Annotated in this window: 16 protein-coding genes and 1 tRNA gene; 7 read left to right on the forward strand and 10 right to left on the reverse strand. The window is 61.9% G+C overall.

Features of this window, described 5'->3' with window-relative positions; genetic code table 11:
- Positions 1-327: 327 nt before the first annotated feature.
- Positions 328-1,404, reverse strand: a complete 1,077-nt coding sequence (locus tag AC13C2_RS05980; RefSeq protein ID WP_482886225.1) for an Mrp/NBP35 family ATP-binding protein — start codon at positions 1,402-1,404, stop codon at positions 328-330.
- A gap of 30 nt (positions 1,405-1,434) precedes the next feature.
- Positions 1,435-2,625 (reverse strand): MFS transporter, encoded by a 1,191-nt coding sequence (locus AC13C2_RS05985; protein ID WP_482886226.1) that lies wholly within the window; start codon positions 2,623-2,625, stop codon positions 1,435-1,437.
- 213 nt (positions 2,626-2,838) lie between these two features.
- Here AC13C2_RS05985 and AC13C2_RS05990 point away from each other — a divergent pair, with 213 nt between their 5' ends.
- The gene (locus AC13C2_RS05990; protein ID WP_424337495.1) at positions 2,839-3,060 is read left to right on the forward strand and encodes a DUF1127 domain-containing protein; all 222 of its coding nucleotides are present in this window, start codon (positions 2,839-2,841) and stop codon (positions 3,058-3,060) included.
- 467 nt (positions 3,061-3,527) lie between these two features.
- On the opposite strand, the gene AC13C2_RS05995 is transcribed toward AC13C2_RS05990, so the two are convergent.
- Positions 3,528-5,948 (reverse strand): ATP-dependent helicase, encoded by a 2,421-nt coding sequence (locus tag AC13C2_RS05995; RefSeq protein WP_482886227.1) that lies wholly within the window; start codon positions 5,946-5,948, stop codon positions 3,528-3,530.
- Between the two features lie 214 nt (positions 5,949-6,162).
- On the opposite strand from AC13C2_RS05995, the gene AC13C2_RS06000 reads away from it, so the two are divergent.
- From AC13C2_RS06000 to AC13C2_RS06010, 3 genes are all read left to right on the forward strand, one after another.
- Entirely contained in the window at positions 6,163-9,603 is a 3,441-nt protein-coding gene (locus AC13C2_RS06000) for a pyruvate carboxylase (protein ID WP_482886229.1), read from the forward strand.
- Between the two features lie 158 nt (positions 9,604-9,761).
- Positions 9,762-10,484: a hypothetical protein gene (locus AC13C2_RS06005; protein WP_339645931.1), complete on the forward strand. Its 723-nt coding sequence runs from the start codon at positions 9,762-9,764 to the stop codon at positions 10,482-10,484.
- Between the two features lie 131 nt (positions 10,485-10,615).
- Positions 10,616-10,690: transfer RNA gene (locus tag AC13C2_RS06010), tRNA-Gly, on the forward strand.
- Between the two features lie 280 nt (positions 10,691-10,970).
- Here the strand turns inward: AC13C2_RS06010 and AC13C2_RS06015 are convergent.
- Genes AC13C2_RS06015 through AC13C2_RS06045 form a run of 7 tightly spaced genes read right to left on the reverse strand, consistent with a single transcriptional unit; the run spans position 10,971 to position 19,663 of the window.
- Entirely contained in the window at positions 10,971-11,987 is a 1,017-nt protein-coding gene (locus AC13C2_RS06015; RefSeq protein WP_092762087.1) for a TRAP transporter substrate-binding protein, read from the reverse strand.
- Between the two features lie 41 nt (positions 11,988-12,028).
- Positions 12,029-13,027, reverse strand: coding sequence for a D-erythronate dehydrogenase (gene denD, locus AC13C2_RS06020; protein WP_482886230.1), 999 nt, complete (start codon positions 13,025-13,027; stop codon positions 12,029-12,031).
- A gap of 1 nt (position 13,028) precedes the next feature.
- The gene (locus AC13C2_RS06025; protein WP_482886231.1) at positions 13,029-14,975 is read right to left on the reverse strand and encodes a D-apionate lactonase family protein; all 1,947 of its coding nucleotides are present in this window, start codon (positions 14,973-14,975) and stop codon (positions 13,029-13,031) included.
- 4 nt (positions 14,976-14,979) lie between these two features.
- Positions 14,980-15,957, reverse strand: coding sequence for an ABC transporter permease (locus AC13C2_RS06030; protein ID WP_339645937.1), 978 nt, complete (start codon positions 15,955-15,957; stop codon positions 14,980-14,982).
- A complete protein-coding gene (locus AC13C2_RS06035) occupies positions 15,954-17,849 on the reverse strand; it encodes a sugar ABC transporter ATP-binding protein (RefSeq protein ID WP_482886232.1) in 1,896 nt (631 codons plus the stop codon). The genes AC13C2_RS06030 and AC13C2_RS06035 overlap by 4 nt, the downstream gene beginning before the upstream one ends.
- A gap of 60 nt (positions 17,850-17,909) precedes the next feature.
- Positions 17,910-18,893: a substrate-binding domain-containing protein gene (locus tag AC13C2_RS06040; protein ID WP_175495827.1), complete on the reverse strand. Its 984-nt coding sequence runs from the start codon at positions 18,891-18,893 to the stop codon at positions 17,910-17,912.
- Positions 18,890-19,663: a FadR/GntR family transcriptional regulator gene (locus AC13C2_RS06045; RefSeq protein WP_339645941.1), complete on the reverse strand. Its 774-nt coding sequence runs from the start codon at positions 19,661-19,663 to the stop codon at positions 18,890-18,892. The genes AC13C2_RS06040 and AC13C2_RS06045 overlap by 4 nt, the downstream gene beginning before the upstream one ends.
- A 550-nt stretch (positions 19,664-20,213) precedes the next feature.
- Between AC13C2_RS06045 and AC13C2_RS06050 the strand changes: the two genes are divergently transcribed.
- The 3 genes from AC13C2_RS06050 (at position 20,214) to AC13C2_RS06060 (ending at position 23,143) form a co-directional block, all read left to right on the forward strand.
- Complete coding sequence (locus AC13C2_RS06050) at positions 20,214-21,290, forward strand: glycosyltransferase family 4 protein (protein ID WP_482886233.1); 1,077 nt, start codon at positions 20,214-20,216, stop codon at positions 21,288-21,290.
- A gap of 370 nt (positions 21,291-21,660) precedes the next feature.
- Complete coding sequence (locus AC13C2_RS06055; protein WP_482886234.1) at positions 21,661-22,386, forward strand: FkbM family methyltransferase; 726 nt, start codon at positions 21,661-21,663, stop codon at positions 22,384-22,386.
- Between the two features lies 1 nt (position 22,387).
- Positions 22,388-23,143, forward strand: coding sequence for a glycosyltransferase family 25 protein (locus AC13C2_RS06060; protein ID WP_482886235.1), 756 nt, complete (start codon positions 22,388-22,390; stop codon positions 23,141-23,143).
- Positions 23,144-23,337 lie beyond the last annotated feature (194 nt).

Here is a 23,337-nt window from a genome sequence, read left to right on the forward strand (position 1 = left end):
ACAACATGTTGTGCGTAAAGCAACAATTATTGGCAGGTATGGTTAAAAACTTGAGTGGAGATAAATCCCGCGATCCCGCGTCAGAGTTGCGGAATCCGCACATGAAAGCCAAATTTGAGCCGAAACACACGTGCGCGCCGCTTCTTACGGCCCTGAAGAAGCATTCCTCTCATCCAGAAAGATGCTCTCAGTAAGGCAACTCTGACGCATTAGGCCCGATTTGCGAATCACGGATAGGTGCGGATTCGATTTCGGCAAAACCCTGCCGACCCTGAGACCACGAAGGTCGGACCATGAAGTGGCACAAGATTCCAGCGGACAGTCCGATCAGGCGTGGCCGTTCGCGATCAGGCGGCGCGCGATTCCGGCAAAGGCGTCAGCCATCACGCCATCGCCCAGCGCGACCGGCGTTCCGGCATCCCCGGCCAGCCGTGTGTCCAGATCGATCGGCAATGCGCCCAGAAACGGCAATCCAAGACGCGCCGCTTCCGTCGCAACACCGCCATGACCGAAGATATGCGCCTCGTGCCCGCATTCGGGACAATGGAAGAGCGACATGTTCTCAATCAGGCCCAACACAGGTGTCTTCAGCGATGCGAACATATCCAGCGCCTTGCGCGCATCCAGAAGCGCGACATCCTGCGGCGTCGACACGACAATAGCCCCCTCGACCACTGCCTTGGTGCAGAGTGTCAGTTGCACGTCGCCCGTTCCCGGCGGCAGATCGACGATCAGAATATCCAGCTCTCCGTCGTAGTGGTCCCACTGCACCTGCCCCATCATCTGTTGCAGTGCGCCCATCAGCATCGGGCCGCGCCAGATGACGGCCTTGTCCTCGGCCAGCATCAGGCCGATCGACATCAGCGTAACCCCGTGAGCCTGCAACGGAATGATCGACTTGCCGTCCGGCGAGGCGGGACGCTGCGTGGCTCCCATCATGCGCGGTTGGCTGGGTCCGTGAATATCGCCGTCAAGCAGGCCGACCTTGCGCCCCTGCCGGGCCAGCGCAACGGCCAGGTTGGAACTGACGGTGGATTTGCCGACTCCACCCTTGCCCGAGGCAATGGCCAGCACGCGTTTTACCCCCGGCACGCGCATTGGCCCCTCCTGCGGCTTGGGATGGCCGCCGATCTTCAGCGACGGCGGGGCCTTTTCAGCGGTCGGTGCGGTCAGCACGGCCTGTACCCGGCCCGCACCCGGCAGTGCCGCGACGGCGCGTTCGGCGGCGGCGCGCAGCGGCTCGGACACTTTGGCGATCTCGGCGGACGGCACCTCGATCACGAACCTTACGGCGTCGCCGTCGACAATCAGCGCACGGATCATGTCGCCCGAGACGATATTGCCACCGTCCGGCGTCTCGATGGTGGACAGGGCACGGGTTACATCGTCGCGGGAAAGGGACATCGCTGAGACCTCCAAAGGGGCGGTTACGGCCTAGGTGGCCCGCCCCGCGCCTGATGGCAAGGCCAGCGCCAGCGCCACAACGCCGCCAAGGCCTCCGGTCCAGATCAGGATGGACTGCAAGCCGAACCCGGCAGCCAGCCAGCCCAGCGCACCCGAGCCGACGGCCACCGCTCCGATGCCCACCACCACCCAGAGCGACATGACGCGACCGCGCAGGTTGTCGGGCAGATCCTCCTGCACCGCGGCCTGAAGGCTGACGCCGCAGAAGGTCGAGGCAAAGCCCGCCACAGCCGTCCAGCCCAGCGCCGCCCACCAGCTTTGCGACAGGCCAAGCGCCGCCAGCGACAGAACACCGACCACCAGCAATGCGCGGGTAATCGGGGAAATGCCGCCCTGCCCTACACCCGCCGTCTTGGCCAGCGCCGCGATTACCGCGCCGACACCCGCGGCAGCGGTCAGCAGCCCCAGACCCTCGGCCCCGCGCGCGTGTACACCTTCGGCCATGACCGGCAACAACTCCAGATATCCCCGCACCAATACGGCGATCGCCGCCGTTAGGATCAAAGCTTGCCGCGCGACGCGGTTTCCCGCCAGATACCGCAATCCCTCCCCGATGCCGCGCAAGACCGAAATGTGGGGCATCAGCGGCAACGGCCGCGGGTCCATCCACCGGACGGCCACCAGCATCGGCAGGTATAGCGCCGCCGACATCCAGAGTGTCGCCACCGGCCCGACCGATGCGATGGCAAGGCCTGTCAGCACCGGCCCGATCATCCGGCCCAGATTAAAGTTCAGCGCCGAAAGCGCCACCACGGCAGGCACGTCCGCCATAGGCACAAGACGCGGACCCAGCGACATACGGACGGGGTGATGTGCCGCCGTAACCAGCCCGATGGCCAACGCCAGGATGGCAAGCCCGATCTTTCCCAACCCCGGCCCGCCCGCAATCAACGCGGCCAGAACCAGCAGGGCACACATGCCACCCGAGGTCGCCATCAGCGCCCGGCGAATATCGGCGCGATCCACCACAACGCCGAAGACAGGCCCCGCAATGATCATTGGGGCCAGCCCGAGCGCCGCGATGAAGCCGACAAACGCGGGGGAACCCGAAACCTGCCACGCCAGCCAGCCCAGCGTGACGCGCTGTGCCCAAAGGGCCTGGACCAAGGGCACTGCTGCGAAGAAATACGCACGGAAGCCCGGATGGCTTAGCGCACTCATCCCAGGCATAGGTATAAAGGTTTCGCGATACCGGCAGATATCTGCGGTAATGACGCTCTTTCGCTATGCAAATGCTGCATAGCGGCATTGAATGTTCTGAGTATTGTGCATGCGCAGCAACCGCCCCATCTTCCCATCAACGAAACAACAAGCCGACCGGCAATGGGGCCGGGACGCACCAGAGGCAGAAGCCTCTTATAAGAGGAAGATATCATGGCTTATACCACATATGGCAATACCGGTGCCATCGCCAGCACGCTGCGTGACCGTCTGATCACCCGCATCGAAACTGCACGTGCAGATTATGACAAATGGCGCACCTATCGCAACACCGTGTCCGAGCTTGCCGCCCTGTCGAACCGCGACCTGGCAGATCTGGGCCTGAGCCGCTCGATGATCCGCGGCGTCGCTCTGGAAGCGGCCTACGGAAAGTAAAGAATACCCGGTTCGCCCTCTCCTCCCTTGGGCGATACGGGATACGCGGCGGCGATCTCTTCCTCCCTTGATCCGACCGTCGCACCTATTCCCGGCCTTCCTCCTCCCTTAGGCCGGGGACCCGCCCGAACCTCTCCTCCTCCCTTGGGGAACGGGCGACGTGAAGGACCGGTGGCGCTCATTTCCTCCCGATTGGAGCGTCGCCGGAGCCTTCGCAGAAATTACGGAACCGTTCCCGCCCAGCGCGTGTTCGGTGACAGACATTCGATCCAGGCGCGTTTCCTCCCGATGGCGCTGCGATCGAACCGGCGACGCCCCGTCCTCCCACGAGGCGGTTGCCAAAACAGAAACCGCGATGCCCTTCCTCCCTTGGGCATCGCGGTTTTTTTGGTTCTGGATACTTCCGTGGGCCCCATTTTACGATCAGACCCGAATACCCATCCCGATCTGATGCAAGTGTCCTCCTGTCAAAACGGCACATCTCCGGCCTGATCAGCTCCCATCAGGAACCGACCGACAATCTTCTTCGTCCCGGCCTTGTCGAACGTGACCTCCAGCTTGTCGCCTTCGATGGCAATCACAGCGCCATAGCCGAACTTGGTGTGGAACACGCGATCATCGACGGCGAAGGCCGAAACGGCGTTGGCATCGATGGTCAGGTTCCTGGCCTCCGATGGCTGCATCGTCGGGCGCGCCGTGTTCGATTGCAGGCGTCGCCAGCCCGGCGAGTTATAGACGTCGGCCTTGGCGGCCTTGGCGGGCATGTCAGATTCGACGCCGCCGGACATTGCATCGTGCTGTGCCTCGGCCATCGTGTTCGTGCCGAAACCGCCACCGTAGAGACCGGGGGGTGTCAGCACCTCGACATGCTCGGCGGGTAGTTCGTCGATGAAACGCGATGGTAATGCCGATTGCCACTGGCCATAGACGCGGCGGTTGGCGGCGAAGCTGATCGTGCAGATTTCTTCGGCGCGGGTGATGCCGACGTAGGCCAGCCGCCGCTCCTCCTCCAGTCCCTTGACGCCCGACTCGTCCATCGAGCGTTGCGATGGGAACAACCCGTCTTCCCATCCGGGCAGATAAACGACCGGGAATTCCAATCCTTTGGCACCGTGCAGGGTCATCAGGGTGATCATCGGCTCAGACTGGGATTGTTCGTTGTCCATGATCAGCGAGACGTGTTCGAGGAAACCTTGCAGGTTCTCGAACCCCTCCAGCGCCTTGACCAGTTCCTTGAGGTTTTCGAGGCGACCGGGGGCTTCGGGCGTCTTTTCGTTCTGCCAGAAGGTGGTATAGCCGGATTCGTCGAGAATCTCCTCGGCCAGATGGATATGGTCGCGTCCGTCGAGCAGTTCCGACCGCCAGCGATCAAAGCCTTTGACCAATTCGTCCAGCGCCTTGCCGCCTTTCCCGCTGATGGTCTTGGACAGGACGCAAAGCCGCGCGCCTTCCAGCAAGGACACGCCGTTCGTCCGGGCCATGACCTGAATCGTCTGTTGGGCCTTGTCGCCCAAGCCGCGTTTGGGCGTATTGACGACGCGTTCGAACGCCAGATCGTCGTCCGGTGACACGACGACGCGGAAATAGGCCATCGCATCACGGATTTCGAGACGCTCGTAGAAGCGTGGTCCGCCGATGACGCGGTAGGGCAGACCGATGGTCAGGAAGCGGTCTTCAAAGGCGCGCATCTGGTGCGAGGCGCGCAGCAGAATCGCCATGTCATCGAGCGAAAACGGGTCGAGACCGCGTGTCCCGCGCGCGAGGCTTTCGGCGTCTTCACCGATCCAACGCGCTTCCTCGTCCCCGTCCCAGTGCCCGATCAGGCGGACCTTTTCGCCCTCCTCTGCTTCGGTCCAGAGGGTCTTGCCCAAACGTCCCTGGTTGCCCGCGATCACCGCGGAGGCGGCGGCGAGGATGTGGGGGGTGGAGCGGTAGTTCTGTTCGAGGCGGATGATTTCCGCACCCTCGAAGTCCTTCTCGAAGCGCAGGATATTGCCGACCTCGGCCCCGCGCCAGCCATAGATGGATTGGTCGTCGTCGCCGACGCAGCAGATGTTGCGGTGCCCCCCGGCGAGCAGCCGCAGCCACATGTACTGGGCGACGTTCGTATCCTGATATTCGTCGACGAGGATGTATTTGAACCATGCGCGGTATTTGGCCAGAATGTCGTCATGGGCCTGAAAGATGCCGATGACATGCAGCAACAGGTCGCCGAAATCGACGGCGTTCAGGGTCAGCAGGCGATCCTGATATTCGCGGTAGAGCACCACCCCCTTGCCGTTGAAGGCCTCCGCCTCATGCGCGGGGACCTTGTCGGGGGTCCAGGCGCGGTTTTTCCAATGGTCAATGATGCCCGCCAGCATCCGGGGTGGCCATTTCTTCTCGTCGATCCCGGTGGCGATGATGAGCTGTTTGAGCAGGCGTAGCTGATCGTCGGTGTCGAGGATTGTGAAGTTGGATTTCAGGTGCAGGTCGCGCACCTCGCCGTTCACCGGGATCTTGCGCCCGACCAGTTCGGCGTGACGGCGCAGCAGCTTGACGCAGACCGAATGGAAGGTGCCAAGCCACGGCATGCCTTCGGCCACCTGTCCCATCATGCCACCGACCCGTTCGCGCATTTCGCGCGCGGCCTTGTTGGTAAAGGTCACGGCGAGGATTTCGTTCGGACGCGCCCGCCCCGATGCCATAAGATGCGCAATTCGCGCGGTCAGGGCGCGGGTCTTGCCCGTGCCCGCCCCCGCCAGCATCAGGACCGGACCGTCGAGCGTGTTGACGGCCAGCAATTGCGCCGGGTTCAGCCCGTCCATGTAGGGCGCGGGCCGGGCCGCCATCGCGCGCGACGACAGGCTGGCGGATTCAAAGGCGTCGGAATCGTCAAAATCATTCATGCGGGATGAATAGAACGTGCATGCCCGCGAGGGAACCCCGTGTTCGTGTTGCGTTCTGCCTGCGCCGATATCGGCATATCGAACTATCTCGCCGTCGCGTGGGATCTTAATGGAACATCTTGCGGAACGGTCGGCGCCTGTCCGACACACGCAGTTGCCGCGCCGCAGCGATGCCGTTACCACTTCGTCATCCACAGACCCAGGGGACATGCAGATGGCCGACTTCAAGAAAATCCTGATCGCGAACCGGGGTGAAATCGCCATCCGCGTCATGCGCGCGGCCAACGAGATGGGCAAAAAGACCGTCGCTGTTTACGCCGAAGAGGACAAACTGAGCCTGCACCGGTTCAAAGCGGACGAAGCTTACCGTATCGGCGAAGGGCTGGGCCCGGTCGCGGCCTATCTGTCGATCCCTGAAATCATTCGCGTGGCCAAGGCGTCGGGGGCGGATGCGATCCACCCCGGATATGGGTTGTTGTCGGAAAACCCCGTGTTTGTGGATGCCTGTGCCGAGAATGACATTACCTTCATCGGTCCCAGAGCCGAAACCATGCGGGCACTCGGCGACAAGGCCAGTGCCCGGCAGGTGGCAATCGCGGCAGGCGTGCCGGTGATCCCGGCGACGGATGTGCTGGGTGACGACATGAAGCTGGTGAAGAAACAAGCTGCGGAGGTCGGCTATCCCCTGATGCTGAAGGCCAGCTGGGGCGGCGGCGGGCGCGGAATGCGTCCAATTCTGTCCGAGGACGAGCTGGAGGAGAAAGTGCTGGAGGGGCGTCGTGAAGCGGAGGCCGCGTTCGGTAACGGCGAGGGATATCTGGAGAAGATGATCACCCGCGCTCGCCACGTCGAAGTGCAGATCCTGGGCGACAGTCACGGCAACATCTATCACCTGTACGAGCGTGATTGTTCGGTTCAACGGCGCAACCAGAAGGTCGTGGAGCGCGCACCTGCCCCGTATCTGTCGGAGACGCAGCGCGATCACATCTGTTCGCTGGGCAAGAAAATCTGCGAGCATGTGAATTACGAATGCGCGGGCACGGTCGAGTTCCTGATGGATATGGACTCGGGCGAGTTCTATTTCATCGAAGTGAACCCCCGCGTTCAGGTCGAACATACTGTGACCGAGGAAGTCACAGGCATCGACATCGTGCGCGCGCAGATCCTGATCGCCGAAGGCAAATCCCTGACCGAGGCGACGGGCGTCGCATCGCAGTATGATGTCACGCTGGACGGCCACGCAGTACAATGCCGGGTTACAACCGAAGACCCGCAGAACAACTTCATCCCTGACTATGGCCGTATCACGACCTATCGCAGTGCCACAGGCATGGGCATCCGTCTGGACGGCGGCACGGCCTATTCCGGGGCGGTTATCACGCGATACTACGATAGCCTGCTGACCAAGGTAACGGCCTGGGCCCGCACGCCCGAGGCGGCGATCAAACGGATGGACCGGGCGCTGCGCGAGTTCCGCATCCGGGGTGTCAGCACGAACATTCCCTTCGTCGTGAACCTGCTGCAGCACCCGAAATTCCTGTCCTACGATTATTCCACGACCTTTATCGACACGACGCCCGAGTTGTTCGATTTCAAGGTGCAGCGTGACCGCGCCACCAAAATCCTGACCTATATCGCCGATATTTCCGTCAATGGTCACCCCGAGACCGAAGGTCGGCCGCGGCCCCACGCCGACATCCGCGCCCCCAAGGTGCCACCGCAACTTGCCGATACGCCGCCTGCTGGCACAAAGCAGATCCTGGACCGTGATGGGGCCAAGGGACTGGCCGACTGGATGTTGTCGCGCGACCGCCTGCTGCTGACGGACACGACAATGCGGGACGGGCATCAGTCTCTGCTGGCAACGCGGATGCGATCGATCGACATGGTGCGCGCGGCCCCGGTCTATGCAAGCAACCTGCCGCAGCTTCTGTCGGTGGAGTGCTGGGGCGGCGCGACCTTCGACGTAGCCTATCGGTTCCTGCAGGAATGTCCGTGGCAACGTCTGCGCGACCTGCGGGCAGCGATGCCGAACATATGCACCCAGATGCTTCTGCGGGCGTCGAACGGCGTGGGATACACCAACTATCCCGATAACGTGGTACAATCCTTCGTGGCGCAGGCCGCTGAGACGGGTGTGGATATCTTCCGCGTGTTCGACAGCCTCAACTGGGTCGAGAACATGCGCGTCGCGATGGATGCGGTAATTGACACGGGCCGCGTCTGCGAAGGGACGGTCTGCTATACCGGCGACCTGCTGGACCCGGACCGTGCGAAATACGACCTCAAATACTATGTCGACATGGCCAGACAACTGGAGGCGGCAGGGGCGCATGTGCTGGGTCTGAAAGACATGGCCGGACTTTTGAAGCCTGCCGGCGCGCGCGTGTTGATCAAGGCATTGAAAGAAGAAGTTGGCATTCCAGTCCACTTTCACACGCATGACACGGCGGGCATCGCCTGCGCCACGATCCTGGCCGCGACCGAAATGGGCGTGGACGCAGCGGATGTGGCGATGGACTCGTTTTCGGGCAACACCAGTCAGGCAACCTTCGGCACCATTCTGGCCGCGTTGCAGGGCGACTCCCGCGATCCGGGGCTGGACAAGGACGCCGTGCGGCGGATGTCGGATTACTGGGAAGCCGTTCGGGCGCAGTATCTGGCGTTCGAGAGCGGCATGCAGGCGCCGTCGTCAGAGGTTTACCTGCACGAAATGCCGGGTGGGCAGTTCACCAACCTCAAGGCGCAGGCCCGGTCCATGGGACTGGAAGAGCGCTGGCACGAGGTCGCACAGATGTATTCGGACGTGAACCGGATGTTCGGTGACATCGTGAAGGTCACACCATCGTCCAAGGTGGTGGGTGACATGGCGTTGATGATGGTGGCGCAGGGCCTGACCGTCGATCAGGTGGTGGACCCGAGCTTCGAAGTAAGCTTTCCGGAATCGGTCATCGACATGATGCGCGGCAATCTGGGGCAGCCCCCTGGCGGCTGGCCCAGGGATTTGCAGAAGAAAGTGCTGAAAGGCGAAAAACCACTGACCGAGCGGCCGGGCAAGCATCTGCCGCCAGCCCCGCTTGAAGAGATGCGCAAGGAGCTGTCGACCAGGCTGGATCAGGAGATCGATAACGAGGATTTGAACGGCTATCTGATGTATCCGAAGGTCTTTACCGATTACGCCGAACGCCATGCGACCTATGGCCCGGTGCGCGCCCTGCCGACGCCGGTGTTCTTTTATGGAATGGAGCCGGGCGACGAGACACATGCCGAAATCGACCCCGGCAAGACGCTGGAAATCCGTTGCGTTGCACGGGGCGAGACCAACCCCGATGGCGAGGTCCGCGTCTTTTTCGAACTGAACGGCCAGCCGCGAACGATCCGTGTGCCGGATCGCGGCGTTGCAGGCACTGCGGCCAAGCGGCCCAAGGCGGCAGCTGGGAATGTCGATCACATCGGCGCGCCGATGCCCGGTGTCGTGGCGTCGGTCGCCGTCACGGTTGGGGCAAAGGTGAAAAAGGGCGATCTGCTGTTGACGATCGAGGCGATGAAGATGGAAACCGGCCTTCATGCGGACCGTGACGCCACCGTTGCCGCGCTGCATGTCGGCCCCGGAGCGCAGATCGACGCGAAAGACTTGTTGGTAGAGCTGGACTGAGACGTCGTCAGGCGGCGGGGGGAAACGATCACGACAGTTTACCATGAATTGTTCGCCAACTCGATCTCAACCGCCCCAATTCGGCCGTGAAAAGTTCGTCTGCATGCCAGAAGTTGGGGCTATCAAAGATGACAGCCTAATATGAATCGAGTACTGCCATGCGTACGAATGTTGCCCATTTCCGTAAATTCCTCCGCAATTCGCGTGGGGCCGTCACAGTAGATTATGTGGTACTTGCGGCTGCCGTCACTGCCGTCGGCCTGTATTCCACCGACATCATCGGGGTCGGGATGCGATCGCTCGCAGGAACCGTCGACGAGGAACTGAGCGGGACATCGACCGATACGGTCGTAGGCCTGCAATACGCGTCCGGGTTCGACAACGGGTCAGAAGGCTGGTCCGGTGCCACAGCCCAGGAAATGAACGGTATCGGCAATGTGCTTGGACCAATCGAGAACACGAGCGGTCTGCCCGGCGTGTCCCGCGACTTCGCAATCGATCCGGATGCAACCGAAGCTTCGTTTGCTTTCGACCTGTATGCCATGGACGACTTCGATGGCGATACCGGCACCGTCTTCATCGACGGTCAGGCCGTTGGCAGCGTGACCGTCGATCAAGGCGTTCCCACCTTTACCGCAGCCAGCGATCTTGCCGAACGCGGTATCATCATCCGCTATACTGAAATCGATAAGGCCGTGAACCTGGGTGGAAATCCGGACAGAGTGGATGCCATGTCCAATATCTCCATCACGGTGAAGAACCTGCAGGAAAATCCGCGCGAGAACATCAACTTCGGTTTCGGGTCGGATGCCTCGGCTGGTGCGAATAACGAATATTTCGCAATCGACAACTTCACGGCAACGGGTCTGGCTGACAACTGATCCCGACGTATCGGGGACGGACGAAACATCCGTACCGACATCGGCGCGAAGCACATATCTTTTCGCCGAAGCGTTGGTTTTTCCGCTTGCACCGACGGTCCGGTTTTCCTATCTGACCCACATTGAAGAGGGCGGGCGTAGCTCAGGGGTAGAGCATAACCTTGCCAAGGTTAGGGTCGGGCGTTCGAATCGCCTCGCCCGCTCCAAAATAACCGAATACCCACGGTTAATCAGACAAGGCCGCCTCCGGGCGGCCTTTCTGTTTTGAGGGGTGACATACGAAGACTGATTAGGGTTCAGTCGAACCGCTCGACTGTATGTTACCGAAAGCTTGAATACGGAACTGGGTTTCTCGGGCACGGTCTGTTGTTTCAGGCATTGGCAATTGGCCCGGCCGATCATCAGATCCAATCGCAACAGTCGCATATTACTGCCAGCATGATGCACGATCATCGGCCCACCAAGGTCCTCAGGGGGCCGGAATCGTTACTCTCCCAAGCCGATCCGCTTGATGAAGTCGCGATGGCTTTGGACGATGGCAGCCGTTTCAGGCGTCTTTTCAGCCCACTCGGACCAGGCATCCTGCGCCGCAGCACGGAACGTGGCGCGATCCTCCGCCGACCAATCATAGACGACGACCCCCTGATCGGGCAGCGTCGCCAATGCCTCGCCGTTCTCGACCAGCGTGTTCATCATCAGGTCCATCGCCATGGCCCGATGCGCCGTCTCGATGATTGCCTTGTGCGCGTCCGGGATCGCGTCCCAGACCTCGGTCCGACATGCCAGATGGTCCGCAGACATCGAATGGAAGCCCGGATACGTGGTGTGCTTGGCGATGTCGTAGATGCCCAGCCCGACGTTGTTGGCCAGAGATGAGGCATCGGCGCCGTCGATGATGCCGGTTTCCAGTGCGGTGAAGATTTCGGTGAAATCCATCACGATGGGCGATGCACCCAGCTTGGCGAAAATTTCCGATTCCATCCCCGGAGGCGAGCGGAACTTGAACCCCTCCAAATCCGCGGGCCCGTTCAGCGGACGTGTCGAACTCAGCGATTCCTGCCCGCCGACAGCGGCCCCGATAAAGGTCATTCCAAAAGGATTATAGAGCGCATTTATCTGTTCCCGCCCGCCACCGACGTTAACCCAGGCTTGATATTCCAACGGTGAGTCATAGCCACCCATGGTGTCGGCGACAAACTGGAACGCCGGGTTCTTGCCGGTCTGATAGCTGCCGTTAGTCATGTCGCAGTCAAGGATGCCGGTCGCGGCGGCGTCGAACGTCTCGGCCGATTTCACAACCGAAGCCGAGTAGAACATCTCGATCTCGATGTCGCCGCCGGACATGCGGGTTACGTTTTCGACAAAGTCGGCGATCATCCGGCCCGATGTCGATTCGGGTGCCTGGTGGTTCTGAATGCTGAGTTTTGTCGTCTGCGCCGCAACGCCTCCCGCGGATAGCACAAGGCCGATGGCCGTGGCGGCCGCCAAACTATGTCTGGTCATGTTGAAGTTCCTCCCTTGGTATGAAGCATACGCACCATTCACTATCGGGGCGATGCAGGTTCGGACGGCAGGACGCCGCCCAATTCGTCGTCCACGTAAATCTGGATGATTTCGCGGAACGAGGTTTCAGCCTTGAAGCCCATGTCGCGGGCACGGGCAGTGTCGAGGTCACGTGGCCATCCGGCGACGATTCGGGCGATTGTCTCGTCGGGCTGACGTCGGATGTGGGCGACGGCCCCGTCACCCGCGACCGCGCGCAGCGCCGCGATCTGGTCGCCTACGGTGGCTGATACACCCGGCATCGTCAGGTTGCGCGCATGACCCAGACGCGCCGTATCCATGCTGGCAGCGTGTTCGATGAAGCCCACGGCGGCACGCGGGCTGGCGTGCCAATGGCGGACGTCGTCCGGGACAGGCAGCACTGCGTCCTGTCCGTTCAGCGGCTCGCGCAGGATTTCCGAAAAGAAACCGGAGGCCGCCTTGTTCGGCTTGCCCGGTCGGATGCAGATCGTCGGAAAGCGGATGCCGACTCCGTCGAGAAAACCGCGCCGCGAATAATCGTCCAGCAGCAACTCGCCTATCGCCTTTTGGGTGCCGTAACTGGTCAGCGGCGTCAGGTGGAAGTCATCGGGGATACGGTCCGGAAACGGCGCCCCGAAGACCGCCAGCGACGAGGCGTAGACGACGCGCGGGACATAGCCTTGAGTCAGCCGGATGGCGTCGAACAACATCCGCGTACCGTCGAGGTTGATGCGGTAGCCCTTGTCGAAATCCGCTTCCGCCTCGCCCGAAACGATGGCGGCAAGATGGACCACTACATCGGGCTGGTCCGCGATCAGGCGCCCTGCCGTACCATCCTGGGACAGATCCACGGCCATTGCCCGACGCTCACCGTCGAAGTCGGTCGCCGCTTCGGGTTCGATCACGTCTGCCAGGGTCAGTACGTCGACCTTCCGATCCCCGATCATTCCCGTCACCGCGACTTTTTCTGCCAGCTTGTGACCGATCATCCCAGCCGCTCCGATTATCAACAGGTGCATATCAGTCCTCCACCCGAATCCGCACCACGGCAAAGCCGTCGAGCGTGATTGGGCCCTCATGTTTCGTCAGATTGTCCATGTGATCGCGCGCGCGGGCTGCCTCCGCGAAACTGCCGGCATCCAAGACGGCGACTGTTAAGCGTCCCTGCCCCGCGATCGTCACCGTCGTGGGGTCCGCCCCGGCATTGGCGAGCCAGATTTCAGTCGCATCGGAAACGCGCAAGGCCAGTCCCGTCACCGGATCGGCGGGGCGCAGGTTCAGCGACAGGATCGGCACTTCCCGCTGGTGGGCCAACCCGCGCAGAACGTGAAATACCGGGTAAAGCCCGCCGTCGCCATCGTACCACGGTTCCGGATCGTCGGTCGGCGACGACAACACGCCGAACGGGCCGGTCGGTGCGCCCAAAGCGATGCCTGCCGCGCCCCCCCGCGCAAAATCGGCGATATATCCCAACGCCCAGGCCGCCCCCAGCAGGCCACGCTGGCGCGGATCGTTGCGGTTCATCGCCTGGCGGATATTGTTCGGATTATCCTTTGCCGATGCGCCATAGGGATTGTCCCGCACACCGATGGCCGACGGCCCGACCGCCCATGGTGTGTCCGCGGAAATGGCGTTGACCGATGCGACAATGGCCGGATGCGCCTCGCGCGTTTCCATCACCGACCGATCATCGCCCGCGTGCACCATCGGAGACGTGGTGAAACCGATCAGATCCAGCTCGTCCAGCGGTGGCCGCTTTCGGTTGAGTTCGGTGAAATAGCTGAACATACCTCCGCCGATACGAACGCCCGGAAATGCCGTGCGGGCGGCGGCGTAGAGCGTTGCCGCATCGGGCGCGGGCGGCCAGACCGATCCCGGCAACGTGCATTTCAGATCGGGCGCAGGCGACAGCAGTATCGTCCCGAATGGACGGTTCACGGCCTTTGCAAGCGCACCTAGGGCGCTCACCTCGGCCACAGCCCCAGCATCATCCGTAGACGTTATTACGGCTTCCAGCCACGGCTCCGCGCCGATTGCAGTTGCTGCCTCAAGCTGGCGTTCCAGCATGGCGCGGTCGTGCCCGGCGCGCGGGTCGTGGTGCAAAACCAGATAAGCGGGCCCCAGATCGCGGACCGCATCGGCGGCATTCATTGTTGTCTCGGCATTCTCGGGCCGAAGGCCCAGCCCCAGCGGCGGCATGCGCCCGGCAATCGCGCCAGGAGTCAGGATCAGCACACCACTGGCATCCACCGCCGCTGTCGCACCGGAGACGGTCACCGTGATTGTCTGGTCGATGATTTCGCCCGGCTCGATCCGATATGGCCACGGTAGCGCCAGCGGTCGCACATATGTCTTGTAGGAGGCATCGGTCCAGTTCCGCTGATCCTCCATCTCATAGGTGTCGCCCTCCATCAGGGTGTCGACATGCAGGCCGCCGGGTGTGGTGTGAGCCAGCGCGCGCAGGCCCATCATCGGCTGCACCGGGTCGATGATCTCGGGAAAAACCGTTTCGACCGTCATGCCGTCGGTATGGGTGACCGTCACCGGCGCACCGGCGATGCCATCGATCGGGTGAAGGATGACGAAGCCGGTGCGATTGGTCAGGAACCCGCTGTCCGTACCGCCCCGTCCGTGGAAGGTCAGCGTGCCGTCCGCCCGCCCTTCGATCCGCGCGTCATAGGCAAAGGCCTGATCGGCGTCGCCCGCGACGGCATGCAGCGTCACGACGAAGCGATCCGCCTCTTCCGTCACTTTCAGCCCGGAAATCTCGGGATTGTAGGTGCCCCAATCCTTGTCGCGCACGATGAAGGATACGGCACGCAGCACTTCTTCTCCGTCCCAGCGAATATAGCGCAGGTTGCCGGCCTCCAGCTCCGCCGAGAGCTTTCCTGCGCGTAGCACGCGCGGCGGCTTAATTGCTTCCTCGGTTCCATAGAGCGCAATGGCCCGCGATGGATTGTCCGTCATCCCCCTACCCCCGTGCCGACCGCATGTTGATCAGCCGTTCGGCCAAAAGTGCGATGATTATGATCGACCCGATGGCTGTACCCTGCCAGAATGGCGACACCCCCATCAGGTTCAAACCGTTGCGGATCATCACCATGATCAGCACTCCAAGCAGCGTTCCGATGATCGACCCGCGCCCGCCATATAGACTCGCCCCGCCGATCACGACGGCGGCGATGGCATCCAGTTCCAGCCCGTTACCCGCGAGCGGATCGGCGGACATCACCTGTGCCAGACTGAACGTCACGGCCACCGACGCCAGCGCACCGGACACCACGTAGGGCAGGATCGAATAGACCAGCGTCGACAGGCCTGCCGCGCGCGCTGCCTCGACGTTCGATCCGATGGCATAAATGGTGCGTCCGCCCTTGGTGTAGGTCAGATAACCCCAGGCTGCGAGATAGAGCGCCAGCAGGAACAGAACGTTCGCCGGGATGCCAAGGAACGTGGAATAGACGATTGCGTCCAGATCGGGTGGCAGACCCGATATCGACCTCTGCCCCGACAGGATGAAAGACAGGCTGCGCCCGATCGCCATGATCCCCAGCGTGACAACGAAGGGTGCCAGCCCGAATACCGCGATCAACACGCCGGAGAACAACCCGATCCCCGCCCCCGCCGCGACCGCAACCGGCACCGCCAGAACGATCGGCATCGCCTTCAGTGCCAGCGCCAATACGATGCCCGTCAAGCCGAACACCGCGCCCACCGACAGGTCGATGCCCCCGGTCAGGATGACAAACGTCATGCCTACCGCAACGATCCCGATGACGACAGACTGATCCAAAATGTTGAAGATGTTCCGTTCCGTCAGAAAGTACGGTGACGAGAGCGACAGAATGATCGCCAGCAACAGGGCCAGCCCCAGCATCCGGAATTCCAGACTGCGGACAATCCCGCCCAACGGGTTGGGACGGCGCGGCGTCGGGATGGTGTCAGTCATGCAGTCTCCTCTTCTGGGCCACGGGTCAGGGCACGGACGCGGCCACGGATTCCATCCGGCGGTGGCGGCGGCACGTCCCCCGGCAACGTTAGCCCGATCCAACCCAAATCGTGTCCGCGTCGGTCGGTCATCTGCACCAGAAGGGTTTGTCGCTGGCCGTCGGCCTCGGTCACAAAGACTCCGTCGCGCGCTGTCAGGGCTGCGGGAATATGCGTCTTCTGCGCCTCCGCCGCCTGTCCGGGGACCAGGCCTGCCAGCTCCGCTCCGGCCTGCGCCAGACAGATGATGCCGTCACCGTCCAGCAGCGTCCAGAAAGCATCGCCGCCGTGTTCCCGCGCCAGTTCGCGCAGAAGCGCCTGATTGCGTGCAGTCGAGGTGCGCGGCGCGGCGAGCAGTGTCAGCTTTTCCTCGGTCAGGCGGTCGGCGGGCAGATCGGCGATGGTGATACCATCGCTGACGACGATGATCCGTTCGCAGATGCCCAGCAATTCCTCGAAATCCGACGAGATCACGATCACCGCCAGACCGGCGTCGGCCGCGTCCTGTAACATCCGGTAGACCTGTGACCGGGTGCCGATATCCACCCCCTTGGTCGGTTCGTCCAAGATCAGGATTTCCGGTTCGGTCAGAAGCCAGCGGGCGATGATGATCTTCTGCTGCATTCCACCCGAAAAATTCAGAAGGCTCTGATCCAGCCGGTCGGCGGGCAGGCCAAGGTCGCGGAGCAGATCGGCCACCCGGTCGGCGCGCTTGCCGAAGCCGCGTCCGAAGCCGCGATGCTGCCCCATCTGCGCCAGCATCAGGTTCTCCCGCACACTCATGTCGGGGACGATGTTCTGGGCCCGGCGGTCTTCGGCGACGAACCCGATCCCCGCCCGCACCGCGTCGGCGGGGCGGCGCAGCGGCACTGTCTGGCCGCGCACAAGGATTTCGCCCGCCTGACGGACGCGCAGGCCCCAGATCGCCTCGACCGCCTCGGACCGCCCGGCCCCGACCAGCCCGCCCAGACCGAGAATTTCGCCCTTGCGGACTGAAAACGATACCTCGCGGACCCAGGGCATCGCACGCAATCCGCGCACCTCGAACACAGTCTCGCCGAGATTTTCAGTCGGCGTGCGCGCCGAATAGATCGCGCCGATGTCACGGCCAACCATATGCTGGATGATGTCGCCCTGAGTCAGGGTCGACGTGGCGATATCCTCGGCGACGCAATGCCCTTCACGCAGGACTGTAACGCGGTCGCAGATCGCAAAGACCTCCTCCAGCCGATGCGACACGAAGGCCAGCGCCCGGCCACCGTCGCGCAACCGTGCCATGATGTCGAACAACCGATCTACCTCAGTCGCGGACAGGGATGCTGTTGGCTCATCGAAGATCACCAGCCGCGCGTCCAGCGCCAGCGCCTTGGCAATCTCAACCAGTTGACGCTGCGCCGCCGACAGTCCGCGGACTTCGGCGTCGAGCGGAAGGACATGCTCGTGGCCCAGCATCCAAAGCAGGTCGGTCGCCTTGGACCGCATGCGGGCGAAAGACAGACGTCCCGGCGTCGCCAGATCGGGCAGGAATATGTTTTCCAGAACCGTCAGATCGGGTGCCAGTGACGTCTCCTGCGCCACAAGCGCGATACCTCGGCGCAATGCTTCGCGCGCCGACGTCAATGTCAGCGGTTCCCCGGCAAAGCGAACCTCGCCGCCCGATGGCTGGATATGGCCCGAGATGATCCGCGACAGGGTCGATTTGCCCGCGCCGTTGGCACCCAGCAGACCCACCACCTCACCGGGACGCAGGGTCAGCGCCGCATCGCTCAGCGCCTGTGTTCGACCGAACGCCTTGGAGACGCGGCGGGCGGTCAACAGCGCTTCGGCGCGGGTCTGGGCATTGGATTGAAGCATCAGATTCCGAATCGGCAATGGACCGGGGCGAACGCGCCGCCCCGGCCGGATGTCAGCGGATCATTCCATTTCGTTTGCGAAGACCGTCTCCTTGATCGTGGGCAACATCTCCTCGATGTTGTCCTTGGTCACGATCAGGATCGGCACGGTGATCTCCTTCTCGGGGGTGCCACCGGACAGATGCTCCACCATTGCCTCAGCGGACCGCACACCCATCAAGTAGGGCTGCTGCATTCCCGACACGACCAACTCGCCCGATTGCAGCAGGGGCACGAACTCCGGGATACCGTCGAACGCTCCGACCAGAATGTCGCCGTCCATCCGCGCCGCCTTGATCGCGCGCAGCGCGCCCAGCGTCGGCCCGTCGGTCTGCACGAACATGCCGGTCATGCCTGGGTTCGCTGTGATCATATCCTGAGTGAACTTGAAGGTCTCATCCGCGGTATAGGCCTGCATCTGCTGCAATCCCGCTTCACCGGTGATGCCCGCCTCGTTCACCGCGTCCTTGAAGCCCTTGGTCCTGGCCTGACCGTTTAGCCGTGCCTGGCTGATGCCGACGATGCCGATAGTACCGTCAGCCTTGCCCTCCTCCTGCATCGCTGCGGCCAATGCTGCGCCGACGCCGTTCGCGCCTTCGTAATTGTTTGACCCGATGACCGAAACGAACTCGCCCGAGTCGGTGCCGATATCGGCAATCACCACAGGAATTCCGGCGTTCTGCGCCAGCGTCAGCACCGCCGGGGCGGTGGAACTATCGGTCGGCGACAGCACGATGCCCGCCACGCCACGCGCGATGGCGTCCTGCGCGTTCTGCAACTGGGTCTGCGGATCATTGGTGCTGTCGAGCGCTGAAAAGCCGTAGCCATTCTCCTCTGCAACGCTTTTCACGCCTTCCGAAACATATCGCCAGAAGGCAAGGTCAAGGCCGGGCGTCATATAGACCAGCTCTCCCTTGCCCTGTGCGGCGGCGGGCGCAGCCAGTCCCAAAGTTGCGACAGTCAGCGTGGCCGTGGCCATCTGCGTGAATGTTCTGCGATTGATCATTTTCGGGGTCCTCCTCCGGTTGCTTCAGTTGTCGCCGGTCCTGCATCGACAAGGATCTGACGAGTCGTTTCGTAGATACGGTTTTCATGGACCTGAAAGGCCGCGACGGCCGCATCGCCATCGCGGGCCTCCAGCGCGGCCAGGATGGCGCGATGGTCTGCGATACTGTTGCCGATGGCACCGGGCTTCGAGACGACGCGGCGGCGGTGATCAAGCAGATGCGAATAAAGTGTAGCGGCAATGTCCGAGAAAACCGCGTTGCCACACGCGCGATAGATGCCGAGATGGAATTCCCGGTCCGAGATCAGATACCGCACAGGGTCATCGATCGTGGCTTCCTGAACATCGATCTGGTTGTGCAATCGGGTCAGGGTCGGCGTGTCGATACGCTCCGCCGCCATTCGCGCAACCCGCGCCTCGATCAGCAGGCGCGCATCGTGCACATCCCCCAACACCCAACCCGTCGCCCTCGCCGGCACCCCCGCCAGTGCCATGTCGCCCAGGTCGTCGGAGATCACGACTGTCCGTGCGCCCTGCACGACCGAAAGCACACCGCGCGTGGACAGGATCAGCAGCGCCCCCCTTATGGTCTCGCGACTGACACCCAAGGCCGCAGCCAGTTCACGCTCTGCCGGGAGGGCATCGCCCACCGATAGCACATTGGTGGCGATGAGCGTGGCCAGCTTGTCGGCAATAGTGTCCTTCATCGACTGGCGCGGGACGCGTCCCAGTCCGGGCCCATCCTTCGACAGAAGGGTACGTACGTCCATGCTCCCTCCTCCCCAGGCTGGCGCGACACCGGACACCGGCGTCGTTTGGACTACTGGTCTGGACAGTGGACCAATCTGAAATTCGAGTCAACGACCTCGCTCTGAACCGGGCTAAAGCGTCAGTGAGACAGCAATGGCAGTGCATTTCAGGTGGCTTGAGCCCACGCGTCGGCCCCTTGCTGCGCGCTTGACCGACATATGGCGAATATTCGGATTCGTGCGGTGTCTTTCAAAGAATTCCATCACGCATGGCATCGCCCGCAGCTTTGGCGCAGGATAAATCAGTAAGACAAACCGACACTAAGGGGGTTTCGTGGAGCGAGATGCCACGCTCAACTGGAGCACATTCGTCAATGTCGGCGCAGAGCAAGAGGGTAAATAAGTTACCTCTTCAGTGGCATCTGAATCAGAACATTTGCAGATTTCCACTCCATTTAATATGGCTTCCGCTTGGCTCCGGTGAAGGCGACCCCGGGCCACAAGCAGGCCAAGCCATACGGGGGCCGCTCTCGCGGCGATCGGCGCACAAGATCAGGCAGGAGTGAACCCAATGGCGCAGACATCGACCCTTTGCGTGAATGAGATTGACGTACTCGTCCCTAATTTCAAACGCCGCCTTTCCGGCGTCACGGCGACAATTGTTCGGCTCATCCCGCTTCAGGCCCGCGTGATGCGTGTCGCCGTTGTCGCCCCTGCGATGCCGCCCGAAATTCCGCAGGTTCCGGCCTTCGCATTGCTCACCATGTCGCGCCAGGGCCCATCTGGACAGCGCATCTGGCATGCCCGGCGCAATGTTGAGATGATTGCCGGCCTGGCCCTGCGCCATTTGCTGCGCAAGCGGCTCAAGTTGATCTTCACTTCCGCATCCCAGCGAAACCATACCGGGCTCACCCGCTGGCTCATTCGCCAGATGGACGCGGTCGTCTCCACGTCCGAAAAAACGGCCGCATATCTCGAACGCCCCTCACAGGTGATCTACCATGGTATCGACAACGCTACCTTTTCGCCGCCGGAGGACCGCAGAGCTGTCCGCGAAGCGCTGCGCCTGCCCCCCGATGGCCTGCTGATCGGCTGCTACGGTCGCATCCGGGCACAAAAGGGCACGGACCTTTTTGTCGAAGCTGCAATCGCGCTATGCAACCGAATCCCGTCCTTGCGGGCGGTCGCGGTTGGCCGTGCCGTGCCAAAGGATGAAGCTTTTCTCGCCGGGCTGATTGAGCGCGTGCGTGCGGCAGGACTGGAAGATCGCATCCTGTTTCGCGATGAAGTGCCGGTCTGGGAGATGGCGGATTGGTACCGGGCGCTGGACGTATACATTGCCCCGCAACGCTGGGAAGGATTTGGCCTGACCCCGATCGAGGCGATGGCCTGCGGCGTACCCGTAGTCGCCTCAGACGTCGGTGCGTTCAGCGAACTGGTGGTGGAGGGCAAAACAGGTTTTGTTGTTGAGCCAGGATCGGCGTCGCAGCTTGAGCAGGCGACGGCGGGGCTGCTTTCCGACCCGACCCGCCTTCATGCGTTTCAAAACGCGGCCCGCACGCATGTCGAACGACACTTTGATATCCGAACCGAAGCGGATGCGTTGATCCGCCTTTATCGAACGCAACTCGGGCATCCAAACGCCTGATCATTCAGGTGGTATGATGACTGACAGGCCGGTTTTTGGCCTGAGCAGGCCTGCGGTACACTGGTAATATTCCACATCCGCAGCCACCCTGATGATTATCCCCACGCCTCACCCAGGTGGTGGCGCGAGACCTTCCGCCGGACCGGCTTTTCGGTCCTGCAGCTTGTGCCACTGGCCTGGGGGGTTCCGCTCCACTGTGTCAGTCTTACCCGGCTTGTATGGACCCTTTCCACGGTTTCGGTTGCATATCGCGGTGCCAATCGACATCTTGGCCGCCAAATTGCTGCTGCGTAGCGATACGACTTTCAGGTCGCCGTGGGGATAACATCTGCGGAACATCGCCCGGCTGGTTCATGAGTGGGATGAAATGATGGCTGACGTGCTTACCGCCCCGAAGCCGCCTTTTTGCAACTTGCGCTTGCTTTGGCATCGGATGATAGGGCGCAAGGTGACAAAACTTGATGGGCTGCGACTTGTCTGTGACCCGGCCCTGGTGCATCGCTCTGTTTCCAGAGCCATCATTAAAGGCAGCTATGAGGCGCCGGAACGCGTGTTGGTGCGTGCGGCCTTGCGCCCTGGCGACAAGGTTGTTGAAGTCGGGACTGGCGTTGGTGTCGTCAGCCTTTTGTGCAATCATTTGGCGGGTGCGGGCAATGTAACCTCATTTGAGGCGAATTCCGCACTTGAGCCTATAATTCAGAGGAATTTCTCTCTAAATAGCATGACCCCACGCTTGCGATTGCGCGCGGTCACGGTTGATGGGTTGCCAATTAGCTTTTATCAGAATGAAAATGTTGTCTCATCCTCAATCTATGACCGGGGGTTGGAAGCGGAAAAAATAACAGTAGAAAGCGATCCAATTGATCAAATCCTTGCGGATGAATGTGCGACTGTGCTGGTGATGGACGTAGAAGGTGCCGAGATAGACCTGCTACGTGCGGCTGATCTATCCGGCTTGCGCGAAATCATCGTCGAGTTGCATCCCCACATCGTCGGCGAAGAGGCCACGCGAGCGATGATCGATGATGTCTGCGCAAGGGGTTTTGTCGATGCCGGGCGCATACGCAAAAACGTTCGACTGAGCCGTGTGCAATAATATGTGGCCAGTCTACGTCATCAACCTGGCAGACAACACGGCTCGTCTTGATGCAGTGAACGAAATACTTGGCGCGCAGGGCATTTCGTTTGAGCGTGTCGATGGGGTTAACGGTTGGGCGTTGCCAGAAGATGAGATCGCCCGCGTATATGATACCTCGCGCAACGCGAAGGATGGCCGCTACCCGCTCGTTCCCGCTGAAATCGGCTGTTATCTCTCGCATATTGCGGCATGGCAGCGCATAGCTGAAGGCGACGCGGCAGGCGGCTTCATTTTCGAAGACGATTTCGCTGCAACGTCCCAGCTTGCAAACGTAATGGCGGCCCTGAGCGCGGATACCGTGGGTGATTGGGATATGGTCAAGCTCTTCACGCTGGACGATCAGGTTTCCCTCGGTGCGTCACGTGCACTGCTGGATGGCGTACAGATCGGCATTCCCTACCGGGTGCCGACCTGCCTGATTGGCTATGCACTGACAAAAGACGCTGCCGCGCGGCTGGTGGCGCGGGTTCCGCCGTTTTTTCGCCCTGTGGACGAGGACCAGAAGTTTGTCTGGGAAACCGGGTTGCGGGTCGCCCTTGTCCTGCCTTCGCCCGTAGTGCTCGGTGATCAGCAAGCCGCAACTGGCACTGTTGGCGGCGCGCGACGCAGCGCACGGCGCAGCGGTTTCAGGCAGTTCCTGCACCAGGTTCTCTATGCGCTGGACTATCGCCGGGCCCTGGCGCGCCACCGCCGCCGCGAAGGCTGGGATGCATGACAGTAGAACGTGTCCTTCATATTCACTTCGGCAAAGAAGGCGGGGCAGAGCGGTTCTTCGTGAACCTTGCCCAGGCCTTTGCTGCCCGTGGTGTGGAGCAGCGTTTTGTCATCCGGCCCGGTCGGACGTGGGATGCGGACGTCGCGGCCCTGGGCCCGGTGATCCACAATAATTTCGGTCGTTTGTCGCCAATG

The sequence above is a fragment of the Jannaschia sp. L-14R genome (assembly GCF_056857695.1).